The sequence below is a fragment of the Solirubrobacter phytolaccae genome (assembly GCF_027587195.1).
Classification (GTDB): Bacteria; Actinomycetota; Thermoleophilia; order Solirubrobacterales; family Solirubrobacteraceae; genus Solirubrobacter; species Solirubrobacter phytolaccae.
This window is the reverse complement of record NZ_JAPDDP010000080.1, coordinates 17927-35249: the sequence shown is the minus strand read 5'-3', so window position 1 is coordinate 35249 and position 17323 is coordinate 17927. Positions and strand designations below refer to the sequence as shown.

General features: G+C 70.5%; 16 protein-coding genes and 1 pseudogene. 5 read left to right on the top strand and 12 right to left on the bottom strand.

Annotation, left to right across the window (positions count from 1 at the left end; genetic code table 11):
* A pseudogene (locus OJ997_RS30065) lies at nt 1-1008 on the top strand (hypothetical protein); the annotation flags it as partial.
* 29 nt (nt 1009-1037) lie between these two features.
* Nucleotides 1038-1778 (top strand): hypothetical protein, encoded by a 741-nt coding sequence (locus tag OJ997_RS30060; protein ID WP_270029052.1) that lies wholly within the window; start codon nt 1038-1040, stop codon nt 1776-1778.
* Here the strand turns inward: OJ997_RS30060 and OJ997_RS30055 are convergent.
* Nucleotides 1747-3384, bottom strand: a complete 1638-nt coding sequence (locus tag OJ997_RS30055; RefSeq protein ID WP_270029054.1) for an MDR family MFS transporter — start codon at nt 3382-3384, stop codon at nt 1747-1749. The two genes, OJ997_RS30060 and OJ997_RS30055, sit on opposite strands and share 32 nt — an antisense overlap.
* 245 nt (nt 3385-3629) lie before the next feature.
* Here OJ997_RS30055 and OJ997_RS30050 point away from each other — a divergent pair, with 245 nt between their 5' ends.
* Nucleotides 3630-4640 carry an AGE family epimerase/isomerase gene (locus OJ997_RS30050; protein WP_270029051.1) on the top strand — a complete coding sequence of 337 codons (1011 nt, stop codon included), beginning with the start codon at nt 3630-3632 and terminating at the stop codon, nt 4638-4640.
* 46 nt (nt 4641-4686) lie between these two features.
* Here the strand turns inward: OJ997_RS30050 and OJ997_RS30045 are convergent, their stop codons facing one another.
* On the bottom strand, nt 4687-5553 hold the full coding sequence (locus OJ997_RS30045; RefSeq protein ID WP_270029050.1) for a DMT family protein: 867 nt from the start codon (nt 5551-5553) through the stop codon (nt 4687-4689).
* A gap of 23 nt (nt 5554-5576) precedes the next feature.
* On the opposite strand from OJ997_RS30045, the gene OJ997_RS30040 reads away from it, so the two are divergent.
* The gene (locus OJ997_RS30040) at nt 5577-5750 is read left to right on the top strand and encodes a hypothetical protein (protein ID WP_270029049.1); all 174 of its coding nucleotides are present in this window, start codon (nt 5577-5579) and stop codon (nt 5748-5750) included.
* A gap of 38 nt (nt 5751-5788) precedes the next feature.
* Here the strand turns inward: OJ997_RS30040 and OJ997_RS30035 are convergent, their stop codons facing one another.
* From OJ997_RS30035 to OJ997_RS29990, 10 genes are all read right to left on the bottom strand, one after another.
* Nucleotides 5789-6034, bottom strand: coding sequence for a hypothetical protein (locus OJ997_RS30035; RefSeq protein ID WP_270029048.1), 246 nt, complete (start codon nt 6032-6034; stop codon nt 5789-5791).
* A gap of 10 nt (nt 6035-6044) precedes the next feature.
* Nucleotides 6045-7553, bottom strand: a complete 1509-nt coding sequence (locus OJ997_RS30030) for a tripartite tricarboxylate transporter permease (RefSeq protein WP_270029047.1) — start codon at nt 7551-7553, stop codon at nt 6045-6047.
* On the bottom strand, nt 7554-8003 hold the full coding sequence (locus OJ997_RS30025; protein WP_270029046.1) for a tripartite tricarboxylate transporter TctB family protein: 450 nt from the start codon (nt 8001-8003) through the stop codon (nt 7554-7556). It lies immediately after the preceding gene.
* Entirely contained in the window at nt 8000-9001 is a 1002-nt protein-coding gene (locus OJ997_RS30020) for a Bug family tripartite tricarboxylate transporter substrate binding protein (RefSeq protein WP_270029045.1), read from the bottom strand. The genes OJ997_RS30025 and OJ997_RS30020 overlap by 4 nt, the downstream gene beginning before the upstream one ends.
* 41 nt (nt 9002-9042) lie before the next feature.
* On the bottom strand, nt 9043-9597 hold the full coding sequence (locus OJ997_RS30015; protein ID WP_270029044.1) for an FKBP-type peptidyl-prolyl cis-trans isomerase: 555 nt from the start codon (nt 9595-9597) through the stop codon (nt 9043-9045).
* Nucleotides 9598-9673: 76 nt separating this feature from the next.
* The gene (locus tag OJ997_RS30010) at nt 9674-11323 is read right to left on the bottom strand and encodes a sugar phosphate isomerase/epimerase family protein (RefSeq protein ID WP_270029043.1); all 1650 of its coding nucleotides are present in this window, start codon (nt 11321-11323) and stop codon (nt 9674-9676) included.
* A gap of 290 nt (nt 11324-11613) precedes the next feature.
* Nucleotides 11614-12228, bottom strand: coding sequence for a hypothetical protein (locus OJ997_RS30005; RefSeq protein ID WP_270029042.1), 615 nt, complete (start codon nt 12226-12228; stop codon nt 11614-11616).
* A gap of 74 nt (nt 12229-12302) precedes the next feature.
* Nucleotides 12303-14180, bottom strand: coding sequence for a sugar phosphate isomerase/epimerase family protein (locus tag OJ997_RS30000; protein WP_270029041.1), 1878 nt, complete (start codon nt 14178-14180; stop codon nt 12303-12305).
* Nucleotides 14181-14315: 135 nt separating this feature from the next.
* Nucleotides 14316-15245, bottom strand: a complete 930-nt coding sequence (locus tag OJ997_RS29995; RefSeq protein WP_270029040.1) for a sialidase family protein — start codon at nt 15243-15245, stop codon at nt 14316-14318.
* A gap of 13 nt (nt 15246-15258) precedes the next feature.
* Entirely contained in the window at nt 15259-15948 is a 690-nt protein-coding gene (locus tag OJ997_RS29990; RefSeq protein WP_270029039.1) for a ThuA domain-containing protein, read from the bottom strand.
* A gap of 211 nt (nt 15949-16159) precedes the next feature.
* Here OJ997_RS29990 and OJ997_RS29985 point away from each other — a divergent pair, with 211 nt between their 5' ends.
* Nucleotides 16160-17323, top strand: a complete 1164-nt coding sequence (locus OJ997_RS29985) for an inositol-3-phosphate synthase (protein WP_270029038.1) — start codon at nt 16160-16162, stop codon at nt 17321-17323.

Sequence of the window (17323 nt, the reverse complement as noted above, 5' to 3'; positions counted from 1 at the left end):
GTGCGCGTCGTCGCGGGCGTCGAGGCGGCGCGGGCCGCGGCGGTCGGCGGCCTGCTCGCGGCGCCCGCGTACGCGCTGCTGTGGCTCGTTGCGGGTGTGCTGCCGCCGTGGGGCTGGCGGCTCGTCGCTGCGCCGGACGCGCTCGACGCGGTGGCGTGGGTCGTGCTCGTGCCGGTCTTGGCGGCCGCCGGCGGTCTCGCGGCCACCGCGCTCCCCGAGCGGGCCGCCCAGAGCCGCGGACCCGGGCGGGTCAACCTCGCGCTGCTGCTCATGGGCGTCGGGCTGATCGTCCTCAGCGGGGCGCTGATCGCCTCGATGCCCAGCGAGGCGCCGAGCCTGCTGGCGATCCTCGGCCTGGTCATCGTCGCCTTCAGCGCCGGGCCGCGGCTCGTGCTCGGCTGCGCGGCCCTGCTGGCGCGGCGGCCGACGGCCGAGGCGCTGCTCGCGGCCCGGCGACTGCGCGCGGACCCGCGGTCGGCCGGGCGTGTGGCGAGCGTGCTGATCGTGTGCGGCGTCAGCCTCGGCGTCGACGCGCTGTTGATCGTGCAGTCCCTCACGGAGGACCTGGACGCCCGCGAGGACGCGAGCTTCTACTTCGGCGGGTACGCGCTTGGCGCCACCGTCATCCTGTTCGGCGCCGCCGTCGCCGTCGTCACGTTGCTGCTCGGGATCGCGGACGGCCTGCTGGCCGCGCGCCGGCCACTCGCGGCGCTGGGCGTGTTCGGCCTCGACGAGCGCGGGCTCGGTCGGGTGCTCGTCCGCCAGCAGCTCGCGATCGCCGTCCCGGCCGTCGTCCTCGGCGCGCTGCTCGGCCCGACGACGCTCCTCGGGCTGATCACGCTGACGGAACCGGACGAGCGCCTCCTGAACGCGTACGGGGTCGGCGCGGGGGCGGCGGCAGCGCTCGTGGCCGGGCCCGCGCTCGCGCTCGTCGCCTGGCTCGCGGTGCGCCTGCTGCGCCCGTTCGTGCGCGCGGCGATCGATCCGGAGAACCTGCGCGCCGCGTGACGGATCGCGCGATCCTCCGTAGTGAGGGCATGCGGCGCATCTTCTGGATCCTCGTAGCGGCTGGACTGGCGTGGCCTGCGGCGGCTGGGGCGCAGCGCGCCGCGATTACGCAGGCCATGTGGGATGGCCAGGGTGATCCCGTCCTGCTCGGCCAGGGCGTCCCGGAGGGCAAGGGCCGGGTCAGCTGGCGCGTATGCCCGGCGGAGGAGCGTTGCCGGCGGATCGCCGGAGGCATCCACATCGCGCCGGGCTACACGCCGGCCGGGACGCGGTTCGAGCTGACCGTCGAGTACCGCGGCCGGCGCACCCGCGTGCTGAGCAAGCCGTGGCGCGGACGGGTCCGGGCGGCGTTCCCTCCCGTGCTGAACGGCACGCCGTCGGTGGGCTCGATCGTCACCCCGAGCACCGCCGTGTGGTCCGGCGGCTGGGACATGGTCGGCCCCTTGGACTCACTGCATGTCGAGGCGTGCACCACGCCGCCGACCGGCTGCGTGACGGTCGCCTACCAGGACTCGCCGTGGGACGAGCCGCTGGTCGGCACCCCGGTGACGATTCCCGCCTTCGCCGCCGGCCGCTACCTGCAGGTCGTCGACAAGCCGCAGCCACGGGACGCCTTGTACGGCGGCCCGGCGTACCTCACGCCTCAGGCGGCTCCGCCGCTGCGACGAGACCCTGCGGTCGCCGTCTCGGCACCGGTCCGCGTGGCGCCGGCGCTGCCGGGCACGCTCGGGTCGCCGTTCAGCGCCGCGGCGTGGGCTCGGGGTCGATGATCGCCTCGGAGCCCGTGGCGCCGGCGACCGCCTCTTCGGCCGCGAGCTCGGCGGGCGGGCCGGACGCGCCGCGCAGCGGCACCTCCTTGAGCGCCCACGACAGCGCGAACGCCACGGCGACCAGCACCGCGCCGACGAGGAAGACGGGCTGCAGGGCGGCCACGAACGCGTGCAGGAAGTCCTGCTGCGCCTCCTCCGGAAGGCTGTGCACCTCGTCCGGGCTGATGTTCAGGCCGCCGCTGAAGCGGGAAGCGATCGCGGGCGGGAACTGGGCCAGCTCGTCCGCGAGGCGCGCGGCGAAGATCGCGCCGAACAGCGCGACGCCGAGCGAGCCGCCCATCGAGCGGAAGAACGTCGCGGCGCTCGTGGCCACGCCGATGTCCTTCGGCGGCGCGCAGTTCTGCACCGCCAGCACGAGCACCTGCATGACGAGGCCGATGCCGATGCCGACGACGAGCATGTAGACCGAGGCCAGCCACGGCGGCGTGTCGACCTCCAGCCGGGAGAGCAGGAACATGCCGATGGCGGTCACCGCGGTGCCGGCGATCGGGAACGGCTTGTAGCGCCCGATCTTGCTGATCATGCGGCCGCTGATGATGCTCGCGCTGAGCAGACCCGCCATCAACGGCAGCATCCTCAGGCCGGACGAGGTGGGGGAGACGCCGTAGACGAGCTGCAGGAACAGCGGGATGAACGTGATCGCCCCGAACATCGCGAGGCCGATCAGGAAGCCGAGCGAGGAGGCGACGCTGAACACGGCCGACCGGAACAGGCTGAGCGGGATGATCGGCTCGTCCGCGCGGGACTCCACGCGCACGAACAGGCCGATCAGGATCAGCGCCGCGACCCCGAGCCCGATGATCGTCGCCGAGCCCCACGGGTACTCGTTCCCGCCCCAGGTGGTGAGCAGGATGATCGCGCTCACGCCCGCGGTGAGCAGCGTCGCGCCGAGGTAGTCGATCGCGTGGCGCGTCGAAGGCGTGTGCAGGTGCAGCCGGAAGACGATGATCAGCACCGCGATCACGCCGACCGGCAGGTTGACGTAGAACACCCAGCGCCAGGAGATCGTGTCGACGAAGAACCCGCCGAGCAGCGGGCCGGCGACGCTCGCGACGGCGAACACCGAGCCGATCAGGCCCATGTACCGGCCGCGGTCACGCGGCGGGACCACGTCGGCGATGATCGCCTGCGCGCCGACCATCAGCCCGCCCGCGCCGAGGCCCTGCACGGCGCGGAACGCGATCAACTCGCCCATCGTCCGGCTAAGCCCGGCCAGCATCGAGCCGATCAGGAAGATCACGATCGCGACGAGGAACACGGGCTTGCGCCCGTACATGTCGCCGAGCTTGCCGTACAGCGGCGTCGACGCCGTCGTCGCGAGCAGGTAGGACGTCACGACCCATGACAGGTGCTCGAGGCCGCCGAGCTCGCCGACGATCGTCGGGAGCGCGGTGGAGACGATGGTCTGGTCGAGCGCCGCGAGGAACATGCCGAGCATCAGCGCGGCAAAGACCGGCACGAGCGCCCGACCCGTCAGGGTGTTGTCGGGAGCGGACGTACCTAAAGGAGTACCCGAAAACGCGTCACGCCGTAGCGGCCATGTCAGACGGCCCTTCCGCGGCGGCCTTCGAGTCCATCCACATGACCTCCCACACGTGGCCGTCGAGGTCGCTGAACGCGCGCCCGTACATGAAGCCCATGTCCTGCGTCTCGCCGTGGCTCGCGCCGCCGGCCGCGATCGCGGCGTCGCGCTGGTCGGGTCCGCGATCGGCTTGGACGTGAAGTCCGAGAACCGTCTGGGTGACGGCTCATGTCGGCAAGGACGGGGCACGGGTGGGAAACTCATCGGTGGTGCTCGATTTGACCTCCGAACGCGCGCGGCTGCTGGACTTCGCGCGCGGCGCCGTGCATCCGGACGGCGGGTTCGGCTGGCTGCGCACCGACGGCTCGCTCGACCTGTCGCGTGGGCGCGAGCTGTGGATCAACACGCGCATGACGTACGTGTTCGCGCTCGCGGGGGAGACCGAGCTGGTCCAGGCGGGGCTGCACGCGCTGCGCACCGACTTCCGCGACGCGCGGCACGGCGGCTGGTTCTCGGTCGCGGGGGAGCCGGGCGACAAGCTCGCCTACGAGCACGTCTTCGTCGTGCTCGCGGCCGCCGCGGCGGGTGACGACGCGCTGCTCGGCGAAGCGCTCGAGGTGGTCGAGACGCACTTCTGGGAGGAGCACTTCGGCGCGCTCTCGGACGTGCGCTCGCGCGACTGGACCCAGGTCGAGGCCTACCGCGGCGCCAACGCCAACATGCACGGCGTCGAGGCGATGATCGCGACCGGCGACCCGCTGTGGCTCGAGCGCGCCCGCCGGATCACGCGGCTGCTCACCGGCGGCGTGCGCGTGATCGAGCACTACGACCCGATCTGGCGCCCGCAGCCGCACTACAACCGTGAGGACCCGACGCATCGCTTCCGGCCGTACGGCGTGACGCCCGGCCACGGGTTCGAGTGGGCACGGCTGGCGTTCTCGCTCGGCTTCGAGGACGAGGCGCGGCTGCTGTTCAGCGGCGCGATCCACGACGGCTGGGACGGCGGCGGGTTCGTCTACACGGTCGACTTCGACGGGCGTCCGGTCGTCCGCGCGCGGCTGCACTGGGTCCTGTGCGAGGCGATCGCGGCGGCCGCGGTGCTCGGCGAGCACGACTTCGAACGCGCCTGGTGGGCGCTCGCGGAACGCTTCATCGACCGCGAAGGCGGCTCCTGGTGGCACGAGCTCGACTCCGAGAACCGCCCGGCGAGCACCGTCTGGGACGGCAAGCCCGACGTCTACCACGCGCTCGGCGCGGTGGCCGCCAGTTTGGCGGCCTGACCGCGGGACTTCGCCCTCTGGGCGAATGTCCCAGCGACGGCGAGCCCTATGGGCGAGCCGTCGCCACCTTCTCTTTGAGCACCGAGCCGGGCGGCGGGGTCATCGCCGCTGCGATGATCACCAGGGCGAACGCGGCGACCCGCAGGACCAGCAGGCCCGTGTCGTCCGGCAGCGGCTCCTGGAAGATCACGGGGCCGGCCGCGATCGTGATCACGTTCGCCGTGGCGCTGGTGAGCGCGATCACCGGCACCACCGGGCCGAGCTGCAGCGACTTGGCGGAGATCAGCAGCGCCACGAGCGACCACACAACGATGATCACCGCGAACGCCACGCTGAGGGCATCGACGCCGGAGTGCCCGGTCACGGCCTTGATCGTGATGTCGCTGCCCGCCCACAGCAGGCCCGCCGACACGGCGAGCGCGGGGCCGTTCGTGCCCGAGCGCGCCGCCAGCACGAACGCGGCAAGCGTCGTCCCGACCAGCACGACGCCGAAGATCCACGCGTCGTAGTTCGAGTGCGCCTCGTCGGTCGTCCCCTCGAGCGTGGCGGCCAGGAACGCGAGGCCCGCGGCGGTCAGCGCGACGCCGATCCACTCCCGGCGCGTGACGCTGTGCCCGAAGAACCGGTCCGCGACGACCGTGATCAGCACGAGCCCGCCCGCGATCACCGACTGCACGACGCTGATCGGCGCGAGCGCGAGCGCCGCCACGTGGAAGCCCCACGACGTCGTCGCCACCACGCACCCGAGCGTGTAGATCGGCGACTTGAACAGCTCGATCGTGCTGTGGATCGGCCGCCGCGCGTCCACCAGCGGCGCCTTCATCGCGCCCTTGTGCTTGAGGAAGAACCCGACGATGGAGCCGAGCGCGGTCAAGACCGCGCACAGAAGACCAAGCTGCACAGAGAACGGCACCAGGACAGCCTAGGATGCAAGGCGTGCTGTCCGCCCGATTTTCTGCTGCTTCCGCGAACGAGCCGCTCAACGCGCTGTCCGAGTTCGACCGCGCGGAGCTGACCGCACTGCTGGTCGACGGCAGCGCGTTCGAGGACCTCCCGGGCCGCTGGCAGGCCGCCCTGCTGCGCGCCGAGGTCGGCGCGGGAAGGCCCTAGCGGCCCCTCCCGCGCCGCAACGCGCGACTCTCATGCCGCTAGTCGTCCGGCCAGCGGCCGTGCTGCGAGAAGTACTCGCGCGCGGCTTCCTCGTCGTCACGCTCCTGGTCGCCCTTGGCGCCGTAGCGGAACAGCACGTTCAGCAGCAGCACGGCGAGGCCGGAGCCGACGAGCATCGCCCAGCCGTCCCAGCGGATGTCGTCGTCGACGGCGAACAGGACGACGAACCCGGCGAGGATGAGTACCGCGGGGATGACGTAGCGAATGGTCGTGAGGAGGCCCACGACCAGGAGGCTAGTCGTCCTCGCCGAACGCCAGGCGCTTCTTGAGCGCCGGCAGGTGCGGGACGATGAACGCGGCCACGGCGATGATCAGCAGGATGACCGTGAGCGGCCGCGAGAAGAACACGGAGAAGTCGTCGCCGGAGGCGGTCAGCGCACGGCGCGCCTGCGTCTCCATCAGCGGGCCGAGGATGACGCCGAGGATCACGGGCGCGATCGGGAAGTCGTAGCGGCGCATGAAGAAGCCCATGACGCCGATCGCGTACATGACCAGCACCTCGGTCACGCTGCCGCTGAGCGAGTAGACGCCGAGCGTGCCGAAGACGAGGATGCCCGAGTACAGCAGCGCGCGCGGGATCTTGAGCACCTTCACCCACAGGCTGATCAGCGGCAGGTTCAGCGCCAGCAGCATGATGTTGCCGATGTAGAGCGAGGCGATCAGGGTCCAGACCAGCTCGCTCTCCTTCTCGAACAGCTCCGGGCCGGGCTGCAGGTCGAAGATCTGGAAGGCGGCGAGCATGATCGCGGCGGTCGCGCTCGTCGGGATGCCGAGCGTGAGCAGCGGCACGAGCGTCCCGCTGAAGGACGCGTTGTTGGCGGCCTCCGGACCGGCGACGCCCTCGATCGCGCCCTCGCCCCATTCCTTGTCGGGGTTGAGCTTCTTCTCGGTCGCGTAGGAGAGGAACGTCGGCACCTCGGCGCCACCCGCGGGTAGCGCGCCGAACGGGAACCCGATGCCCGCGCCGCGCAGCCACGGCTTCCAGGAGCGGCGCCAGTCCTTCTTGCTCAGCCAGCGCCCGCCCGGGTCCTCGGGCACCAGCTCGTCGGGCCGCGATCGCAGCTTGGAGGCCATGTGCAGCGCCTCGCCGACCGCGAACAGCCCGACCGCGACGATCACGATGTCCACGCCGTTGCCGAGCTGGTCGACGCCGAACGTCAGCCGCGACTGGCCCGTGAGCTGGTCGATGCCGACGAAGCCGATCAGCAGCCCGACCGACAAAGACACGAACCCGCGGACCAAAGACGAGGACGTGAGCGCGGTGACCGACGCGAACGCCAGCAGCGTCAGCGCGAAGTAGTCCTCCGCGCGGAACTTCACGGCCAGGGAAGCGACGGGCTCCGCGATCAGCGTCAGCGCGAGGATGCCGATCGTGCCGGCCACGAACGAGCCGATCGCGGCCGTCGCGAGTGCTGCGCGTCCGCGCCCGCGCTTGGCCATCTCGAAGCCTTCGATCGCGGTCGCCACCGACGCCGACTCGCCGGGTGTGTTGAGCAGGATCGAGGTGGTCGAGCCGCCGTACATGCCGCCCGCGTAGATGCCGGCGAAGAGGATGAACGCGCCGACCGGGTCGTTGAAGTTGAACGTGATCGGGAGCAGCAGCGCGATCGTCAGCGCCGGCCCGATGCCCGGCAGCACCCCGACCAGCGTGCCGAGCGTCACGCCGAGCGCGGCCAGCAACAGGTTCTGCGGGGAGAGGACGGCGCTGAAGCCGTCCAGCAGGTTCGCCGCGAAGACGAGCACTCAGACGCCCCAGGGCCCGTTCGGCAGCTGCACGTTGAGCCACTCGCTGAACGCGTACGAGGTGACCACCCCGAGCACGACCGCGATCACGAAGTCCCGCACCGGCGAACGCGAGCCGAGCAGCCACGCGGCGAGCCAGTAGAAGATCGCGGTCGCGAGCGCGTAGCCGAATACGTCCAGCGTGAGCGCGTAGCCGATCAGCAGCCCGACGAGCGCGACGGGCGTCGGCCAGTGCGTGTCCTTGGTGGACTCCTTCAGGTGCGCGAGCAGCTCGTCGTCGGCGGGCCGGATCAGGAACACCGCGGACAGGACCACGAGCAGCGCCGACGCCACCGCGGGCGCGAGGCGCGGCCCGCTCGCCTGCCAGCCGTCGCCGACGTTCAGCGTCGCGACGAACGCGATCACGCCCACCGCGAGCAGGACGCCGCCGAACGCGCGGGCGCCGATCACTTGCCGATCCCGAGGTCGGCGACGATCTCCTTCACGCGCGCCTGCTCGCTCGCCACGAAGTCGTCCAGCTCGCGCCCGGTCTTCACGAACGGCTGCCAGTCGTAGCGCTTGACCTGCTCCTGCCAGGCCGGCGAGTCGAGCACCTTCGTCACGTACCCGGTGATCCGCTCGCGCTCGGCGTCGTCGAGGCCGGGCGGCGCGACCATCATCCGCCAGTTCGTGAGCTCGAGGTCGATGCCCTCGTCCTTGATCGTCGGCGGCTGCTTGCCGTCGACCTCGACGTCGACGGGGGAGGAGACCGCGAGCAGGCGCATCTTGCCCGCCTCGATCTGGTCGACGAACTCGCTCAGGCCCGAGATGCCCGCGTCGACCGAGCCGGACAGGATCGCGGCGTTCGCCTCACCGCCACCGGAATGCGCGACGTACTTGGTCTTGCGCGGGTCGGCGCCCAGCACCCGCGCGAGCTCGCCGAGCAGCAGCTGGTCGGTCGAGCCGGCCGAGCCGCCCGCGACGCGCACGGAGCCCGGGTCGGCCTTCAGATCGTCCGCGAGCTCCTTCAGCGACCGGTACTTCGAGTCGGCCGGGACGACGATCCCCTCGGTCTCGGTGATCATCGTCGCGATCGGCGTGGTGCGCGTGATCGGCACGTCGGATCCGTTGGTCTCGATCGCGCCGAGCATCACCAGCCCGGTCATCATCAGCTCGTACGGGTCGCCGGTCGACTTGGAGACGAGCTCGGAGAGGCCGAGCGTGCCGCCCGCGCCCTCGACGTTGAACACCTCGCTGCCCTTGTCGAGCCCCGCGTCCTGCGACGCCTGCTGGAACGCGCGAGCGGTCGAGTCCCAGCCGCCGCCGGGCGCGGCCGGCGCCATGATCGACAGACTCCTGGTCGGATACGGCTGCGACGTGTCGTCGCCGCCCGACGCCCCTCCGGGAGCGATGATCGCGACGAGCGCGAGGACGGCGAGCACACCGCCGATGACAGGCCTGGACCCCATCGACGGGGTTCGTACCCCGCGAGGGGCACGAATCAGTCCTGCTAGTTCAGGGCGACGAGATCGACGACGAACACGAGCGTCGCGTTCGGCGGGATCGAGGCCTGGCCATGATCGCCATAGGCGAGCTCGGAAGGGATGATCAGCTCGCGGCGGCCACCGACCTTCATGCCCGCCAGGCCCTGGTCCCAGCCCTTGATGACCTGGGCCGCGCCGAAGATGAACTGGAACGGCTTCCCGCCGTCCCACGTGGAGTCGAAGACCTTGCCGTCGTCGAAGAGCCAGCCCTTGTACTCGACCGCGGCGAGTTTGCCGACGGCGATCTCCTCGCCCTTGCCGACTTCGAGGTCTCGGCTGACGACTTCGGTCGGCGCCTTGCCCTCTGGCTTGGTGACCTTGGGCTCGTCCTTGCCGGACGGCGTGACCTCGGGCATCGGGGTCGGGTCGCCCGTCACCTTCTCGATGAACGGCGTCGGCGTGGCCGTCGCCTCCGTCGTGGCGGTGGCGGCTGGGGTGGACGCCGCGGGCTCCTTGGAGTCGCCGCACGCGGCGAGGACCAGGGCCGAGAGGGCGGCGAGGCAGGTGAGTCGAAAGTTCATCTCAGGCAAAAAAAGAGGGAGCGCCGGCGACGAGGTGTCACCGGCGCTCCCAAGGTAGTGGCCTAGTGGCCGGTGACTACGGGGTGGTGCTGGACACCGAGAACGTCAGCGTCTTGCTGTACGTGCCGCGGAGCAGCGTCTCGGTGGCGCCGATCGACTGCTGGATGCCGATCGAGACGCGGTCCCGGGTGGTCGGGGCCGTGTAGCTCAGCAGGTCCAGCGGCGTGCCCGTGGTCTCGGACAGCGCCGTGAAGGCGGCCGAGGTCTGGGTGGCGTTGGTCGCGCGGAGCTTCAGCGGCGAGCGCAGCACGGCGGTGCCGTTGACCAGGTGGCCGGCGGCGGTCGCGCTGTTGTCGAGGACGGACAGCTTCGCGTCCGGCGTCGTGGTGGTGACCTCGGCGAGGAGCGTCGACGTGTAGTCGGCGGCCGTGCCGGGGACGAACGTGCCGAGCGCGGCCGGGCCCGTCAGGTCCAGGCCGAGCTGGCTCGTGACGTTGCCGCCGACGACGACCTGCGGGTCAGCGGCCTGGCCGCTGGTGCCCACGAGCTGGATGCTGTTCGTGGCCGCGTCCGAGTTGGACGTGAACTGCAGACGCGCGATCGACGTGGTGTACGCGCGACGCGGGTTGAAGCGGACGAACACGGTGCAGCTGGAGGCTTCCTGCCCGACGACGGCCGCGGGGATCGCGCCCGTGGTGCAGGTGTTGCTCGTGATCGTGAAGTCGCCCGTCGAGCCGTTGCCGCCGGTCGGCTCGCCCGTCTGGGCGGCGATGGAGACGGCGGTGATGTTCAGGGCGGCGTCACCCAGGTTCTCGACCTTGACCGGCACCGAGGCAGCCGTGGAGGCGGCAGCGGTGGCGACGGTGCGCTCGACGTTGAACTTCGGCGACGAGGCGTACAGGGCCGGAGCGGCGGCGCCGCGGATGGCGTCGAACGAGTTGCGAGCCGTCTGGAGCGCCGGGAACGCGGCGTTCGGCGGGTCGAGCTCGTAGTGGTACCACTTGACGTTGCTGTTCTTGGCGGCGGCGAAGATGCGGCCGTAGTCGATCTCGCCCGTGCCGAGCTGGACCGGCTGGCCGCTGCGGCCGGCCGGAGCGATGTTCGTGAGGTCCTTCACGTGCATCATCTCGATGCGCGTGCGGTAGCGCGTGAGCAGGTCGACCACGTCGACCGGCGCGTCGGTCGCCCAACCGGCGTCGACCTCGGCCATCACGTAGCGCGGGTCCGTGTTGTCCATGAGGATTTCCCACGCGGACTTCACGACGCCGTTGACTTCGTACTTGGTCTCGAACTCGGCCGTGTGATTGTGGATGTAGGCCTTGCCCGTGCCCGCCTCGACGGAGAGCTTGCCGGAGCGGTTCAGCTGAGCCGCGGTGGCGAGCGTCTGGGCGTAGGTGCCCTGACCCGGGGAAGCGGTGCCGCCGGAGCCGACGAACTGCTGGCCCAGCGTCTTGCCGGTGTTGATGTTGTCGGCGGTGTTGGCGTCGCTGAGCGCGCTGCCGTGACGGCCGACGATGTGCAGCTGGTACTTGTCGGCCAGCGCGCGGAACTCAGTGGCCGTCATGCCGTGGAGGCTGTAGGGCTCCACGACGCGGACGCCCTTGGACTGCAGCATCGCGAAGACCTCTTCGGTGCGGGTCTTCTGCTGCGCCGCGTCGCCATTGATGTACTGGCTGAAGTTGAACATCTGCATGCCGGTCTGGCCGACGGGCAGACCCTCGCCCATGCTGGCGGGACGCTGAGCGTGCGCCGCGGTCGAGGTGGCAAGCACCGCGACGCCCGTTGCGGCAACCACGGCGCACGAGCGAGCGCGCCGAGAGATTCCATTCATAAGACTCCTCCTCTTCAGGGCCCCTTAAGCGACAGGGACGGGACCCGGTGACAACCCGCTACCTACGCTAGCGTAGGTTAGGCGCCCAAGTCAACCGACTTTTGCGCCAGGAGCCATCCAAAGGTCCAGCAGATTTGCCTCATCTAGCTCTCATGTGAGGCTCGGGCGGCTGAAAGTCGCTGCGCTCAGCGCAGATCCCAGATCCCGCCGGCCTCGGTCGGCACGTCCTCGAGCGCGAGCTGCAACCGCTCGGGGCTCGCATCGCCCGACCGCGGGAACAGCAGGCAGCCCTCGACCTTCGCGGAGGTGTCGATGCGCAGGTACTCGGCGTCCCAGCCGTTGGAGCAGTCGGCCTTCTCGCGCGTGGCGACCGGCTTGGTCTCGCCGTCGTCGTAGGTGATCTCGGCGTTCCGGAACGCGCCCTCGAAGTTGGCGATGCCGGTGTTCTCGGCCTCGAACTCGACCACGGTGAAATCGCCTTCGCGGCTGAGCTCGGTCGGCTTCATCACCAGCCGCACGCCGATGTTGGAGCCGGTCAATGTGATCGGCCCGCCGAGCGCGGTCTCCGGCGGCAGCGGCGGCTGGTGGTACTCGGCCTCGACGTCGCCGCCCTCGCCCTCGTGCGCGTGGGGCTCGCCGTAGAACTTCTTGACGCCCTCGGAGTACCCGTCGAGGTCGTGCCCGCCGGCCGCCTGCTCGGCCGCGGCCGTCGCGGACGGCGTCGGCTCGTCGGTCTTGTTGTCGGAGCCGCACCCCGCCAGCAGCGCGGCGAGCGCGAGGACTCCAATCCGGTTCCTCATACCTTCTCCAGATAACACGAGGGGCGCCGGCCTCGCGGCCGACGCCCCTCGATCGACCCCCTAAAGGGGAACTACTACGGCGTGGTGGTGGAGAGCGTGAACGTCAGCGTCTTCGCGTAGGCGCCGGTGCGGAGCGGATCGCTCGCCCCGATCGACTGACGGAAGTTCAGCGTGACGGCGTCCGTGCCCGGAGTGGGCGCGGCGTAGGTGAGCAGCGAGGTCGACGCGCCGACCGCCTTGTAGGCGATCGCCGGGTTGGCCGCGTTGTTGGCGCTGATCTGCACCGGCGAGGCCAGCGCGAACGCGCCGTTGACGAGCTTGCCCGTGTTGACCGTGTCCGCGTCGGAGACCGACAGGGTCGCGTCACCGGCCGTGCTCAGCACGGAGGCGGTGGCGCTCTGGTCGTAGTTGCGGGCGACGCCCGGGACGAACGCACCGAAGTTCACCGGCGCGCCGAGGCTCAGCGCGAGGGTGGCGCCGACGGTGCCACCGACGGGGCTGTCGGCCACGTAGGAGCTGGTGGTCTGGCCCGTGAGCAGGACCCGCTCCGTGGCGTCATCCGCGTTGGAGGCGAACTGCAGGTACGCGACCGAGCTCTTCAGGTTGGCCGTGGCCCGGTAGTTGACCGTGACCTCGCAGGTGCCGCGCGCGACGGCCGGGGCCGTCTCGGTGGCGAGCGTGCCGTTGGCCAGCGTCTGGTTGAGGCAGCCGTTGGTGGCGATCGCGAAGTCGGCGGCGTTGTCGCCGACGATCGACGCGGTCGTGATCGCGAGCGGCTTGTCGCCGGTGTTCGTGACGTTGACCTTGAACGAGTTGGTGCTGTTGGCCGGGCCCGCGGCGGCGGGGCCGGACGGGAAGCCGTTCAGCGTCGGGACGGACGCGGTGTTGATGCCCTTCAGGTTCGTGAAGGACACACCGGCGTCGGCCATGTTGCCGCCGTCGTGCTCCTGGTGGTAGTACTGCACGCGGTTCTTCGCGGCCGCGAAGATCGGCCGGAAGTCGACGACGCCCGTGCCCGTGGCGCGCGGCGAGCCGGCGCGGCTGTCGGTCGCGGAGGCGCGGTTGGCGACGTTGATGCCGTCCTTGATGTGGAGCATCCGGACGCGGGTCGGCATCGAGTTGATGATGGCGGCGCTGGCGTTGCCGGTCTCGTCGTCGAACGCGTCCGAGGACCAGAAGACGTCGAGCTCGAAGAACACGTAGCGCGGGTCGGTGAGCTCCGCGAGGATCTCGACCGCGGACTTCAGGACGCCGTTGTGCGTGTACTTGGTGTCGAACTCAGCGGTGTGGTTGTGCACGTAGACGGCGCCGACGCCGGCCTCGACCGAGTACTTGCCGAGCGCGTTGAGGTTCTGCGCGGTCTGCAGCACGTTGGCGTACGTACCGATGCCGGGGCTGCCGTAGCCGCCCGTGCCGAGCGAGTCAGCGCCGAGCCACTTGGCCTGCTGGACGCGGTCGCGCCAGGCCTGGTTGACCGACGTCTGCATGTTGCCGTGCCAGCCGGCGGCGCGCAGGCCGTACTTCTCGAGCAGCTTGCGGTAGTTCTGGTTGGCCGTGGCGTCGGTCAGCCCCGGGAAGCCGGAGTGGCTGAAGAGCTCGATGCTCGTGACGCCCTTCTTCTGCAGGAAGGCGAAGAGGGCCTCGAGGCGCTCGGCGTGGCACGCGGCCGTGTTGGCCGGGTTGGGCGGCGCGCCCTGCCCGGTCTGCTGGCCCTCGGGCGCGACGCAGGCGGCCGACACGGCGCTCTGCGGCAGCTCAGGACCGAAGCTCGTACGCAGGCCGTGCTGGATGAACGAGCCGTAGTTGAACATCTGGACGCTCATCTGGCCGGTCGGAATGCCGTCGCCGACCTTCTCCGGGCGCGTCTGGGCCTGGGCGGTGGCTGCGGTCGCGAAGACCGCCATGCCTGCCGCAACGGCGCACGCACGCGTGCGCCGAGAGATTCCCTTCATGTAACTCCTCCTCGTTACGGACCCAGTCATGGGGTCCGGGTGACAACCCGATGAGAACGCTACCTGAAGTTACGCCCAAAAGACAATGGACTTTTGTTCGATGCCACCTCCAAAGCGATTCGTGTAATCAACGAATCACTTCAAGGTCGCGACCGTGGTCCAGGATTTTCCGCCGTCCGCGGATTTGCGGACCTTCCCGCCGACCACGGCCACGTACAGCTCATCTTTTTGTCCGTCTGCGGTGAACTCGCTCGGGAGTCCGCCGACATCGCCGGCCGGCTTGAAGCTCTGGCCGCCGTCCGCGCTCACTCGGAGCTGCCCGTTGCGCTCGAGGCTGTAGAGCTTGTCCTTGGCCGGCCAGGCGAGCCTGGCCCCAGAGCTGGGATCGCGCGGCCGCCAGGAGTTGCCGCCGTTGGTCGACAGGAACGTGCCCTGCTCGGTCGAGACGGCCCAGTGCTCGGGGTCGGACGGGTCGACCACGACGTCGATCGGCAACTGCGGCGGCGTGCGCTTCTCCCACGTGACGCCGCCGTCGCGGCTGACCTGGATGTCCGGCGACTCGACGCTGACGGCGATCAGCTGGTCGCCGAAGATCTCCAGCTCGTGGTAGTCGGCCTCGACGGTGTCGGGCACGACCTGCCACGTGTCGCCGTGGTCGCTGGAGGTCATCAACGGCAGGTTCTCTGACACGTCGCCCTCCTGCGGGTGGCCGGAGGCGAGCAGCTCTCCCGGACCCGTGAAGCGCACCACGAGGTTCCCTGACACCGTGGCCGGCGCGCTCAGGCCACTCAGCTGGCCGAGGATCCGCTCGCCGTCCTTGGCGCCCGGGTCGATCCGGAACAGCGCCGGGCCGGTGCCGACGATGATCGTGCCGTCGCCCGGGTCGACCGCGATCGAGTTGACCGCGGGGCTCGAGTTGTCGCCCGCGGCCGGGGGAGGCGTGGACGACAGCTGCGCGTCGCCGCCGCCGTCCGGCTCGGCCGTGGCCTCCGTGGTCGGCTCGGACGTCGGGTCTGACGGCTGCGGATCGCTCCCGCCGCACGCGGCCAGGACGAAGCAGAGCATCAGCGGAACTGGACTAAGGCGCACAGTCAAACCTCGCGCGGCCGGTGGCCATCTCGATTGCGCCCTGAAGGTGGGCAAGGAACCGCCGCTCGGAGAAGGACTCCCGCGTGTGCCCCATCGCGGTGTACACCGAGCGGCCGCCATCGTAGCGGTGACACCAGGCGATCGGGTGGTCCGCGCCCATCGTCCCGCCGCGGTAGGTGGACTCGTCGACGGTGGCGAGCACGCGCACGCGCCCGCGTGGGTTGCGATCGAACTCGTACCACTCGTCCGTGCGCGTCCACTCGGCGGGGAGGTCCTTCGTGGCCGCCGACTCGCGGTCCTCGACCCTCACGGTGGCGCGGGCGGTCCCGGGCGCGTGACGCGTGAAGCGCGCGCCGACCAGGCCCTCGTACCACGCCCATTTGCCGCGGGTGTCGGACGCGGCGTGCACGCCGAGGTAGCCGCCGCCACCCCGGATGTAGCGCTCGAACGCGCGCTGCTGGGCGCGGCGCGCGACCGGCGTGCCGGTGGCCGAGAGGAAGATCACCGCGTCGTAGCGGGCCAGTCCCTTGGTGGTGAACCGACTGGTCGAACTGGTCGTATCCACGGTAAAGCGGTGCGACTGTCCTAGCCTCTGGATGGCGCGTACGCCGGCCGGGATCGAGTCGTGGCGGTAGCCCGTCGTCTTCGTCAACACGAGAACACGCGGACGGTCGTTCATTTGTCCGGTCCTGGCCTGGCTCCCGCAAGCGGACGCTAGCGTCAGCATGAAGCTCAGGACGAGTACGCGGGTCACCATCTCGTACCTAGCCGAAAGATTTGTTTTGCCGGGCAACGAACAGACTTGGTCTTGACATGCAGCATAAAGTGGACGCGATGAAGCGAGGAGAGGCACGACGCTACGCTCGTCGTGTAGTGGAGGGTCCCAGGTCATGAGTACCGATCGCCGGGTCGGCGTGTGGCTCGTCGGTGGTCGCGGGTCGGTTGCGACCACCGCGCTGACCGGCGCGGCGGCTGTCGCTGCCGGTCTCACCGAGCCTACGGGCATGGTGACGATGCGTCCGCCGTTCACCGAGGCCGGCATGCCGGAGCTCGGGGATCTCGTCTTCGGCGGCCACGACGTCGTCGAGACGCCGCTGGCGCTGCGCGCCGCGAAGCTGGTCGACGACGGCGTGCTGCCGCACGGGCTGCCGAACGCGCTCGGCGCCGCCATCGAGGCCGCCGAGTCCGAGCAACGTCCGGGCATCACCGGCCACGAGGCGCGCACCGAGCCGCGCCCCGCGCTGGGCCGGATCGTCTCGGACCTCAGCTCGTTCAAGACGCGTCACGACCTGCAGCGCCTGGTCGTCGTCAACGTCTCCTCGACGGAGGCGCCGGTCGAGCCGCACCCCGCGCACCAGGACCCCGCGCTGCTGATGGACGCGCTGGACCGCGGCCTCGGCGTGCTGCCGCCCAGCGCGCTGTACGCGCTGGCGGCGATCGAGGTCGGCGCCGCGTTCGTGGACTTCACGCCCTCCGTCGGCGCGCGCCTGCCCGCCATCGAGGCGCTGGCCGAGGCCCACGAGGTCCCGGTCGCGGGCTCGGACGGCAAGACGGGCGAGACGTTCATGAAGTCCGTGCTGGCGCCGGCGCTCGGCACGCGCAACCTGAAGGTCCGCTCGTGGGCCGGGTACAACATCCTCGGCGGCGGCGACGGTGCCGCGCTGGCCGATCCCGAGCGCGCGCAGTCCAAGCTGGACTCCAAGGGCAAGCTGCTCGAGGACATCCTCGGCTACCCGGTCGAGGCGCCGATCCGGATCGAGGACGTCAAGGACATGGGCGAGTGGAAGACCGCCTGGGACCACATCGTCTTCGAAGGCTTCATGGGCGTCCGGATGAAGCTGCAGTTCACGTGGGAAGGCTGCGACTCGACGCTGGCCGCCCCGCTGCTGCTGGACCTCATCCGCCTGATGGGCCTCGCCCTCGAGCGCGGCGAACGCGGTCCGATGAGCTCGCTCGCGTTCTTCTTCAAGGACCCGGTCGGCACCAGCGAGCACGCCCTCCACACGCAGTACGACATGCTCGAGCGCTGGGTACTCCAGCGGGTCGTCGCTTAG

Coding starts and splice junctions, on each gene's coding strand:
- OJ997_RS30010 (WP_270029043.1), bottom strand. CDS start 11,323: ATGGGCGAGGGTCTGCCCGTCGGCCAGACCGGCATGCAGATGTTCAAC.
- OJ997_RS29995 (WP_270029040.1), bottom strand. CDS start 15,245: ATGCTCTGCTTCGTCCTGGCCGCGTGCGGCGGGAGCGATCCGCAGCCG.
- OJ997_RS29990 (WP_270029039.1), bottom strand. CDS start 15,948: ATGAACGACCGTCCGCGTGTTCTCGTGTTGACGAAGACGACGGGCTAC.
- OJ997_RS29985 (WP_270029038.1), top strand. CDS start 16,160: ATGAGTACCGATCGCCGGGTCGGCGTGTGGCTCGTCGGTGGTCGCGGG.
- OJ997_RS30015 (WP_270029044.1), bottom strand. CDS start 9,597: ATGAACTTTCGACTCACCTGCCTCGCCGCCCTCTCGGCCCTGGTCCTC.
- OJ997_RS30060 (WP_270029052.1), top strand. CDS start 1,038: ATGCGGCGCATCTTCTGGATCCTCGTAGCGGCTGGACTGGCGTGGCCT.
- OJ997_RS30020 (WP_270029045.1), bottom strand. CDS start 9,001: ATGGGGTCCAGGCCTGTCATCGGCGGTGTGCTCGCCGTCCTCGCGCTC.
- OJ997_RS30005 (WP_270029042.1), bottom strand. CDS start 12,228: ATGAGGAACCGGATTGGAGTCCTCGCGCTCGCCGCGCTGCTGGCGGGG.
- OJ997_RS30000 (WP_270029041.1), bottom strand. CDS start 14,180: ATGAAGGGAATCTCTCGGCGCACGCGTGCGTGCGCCGTTGCGGCAGGC.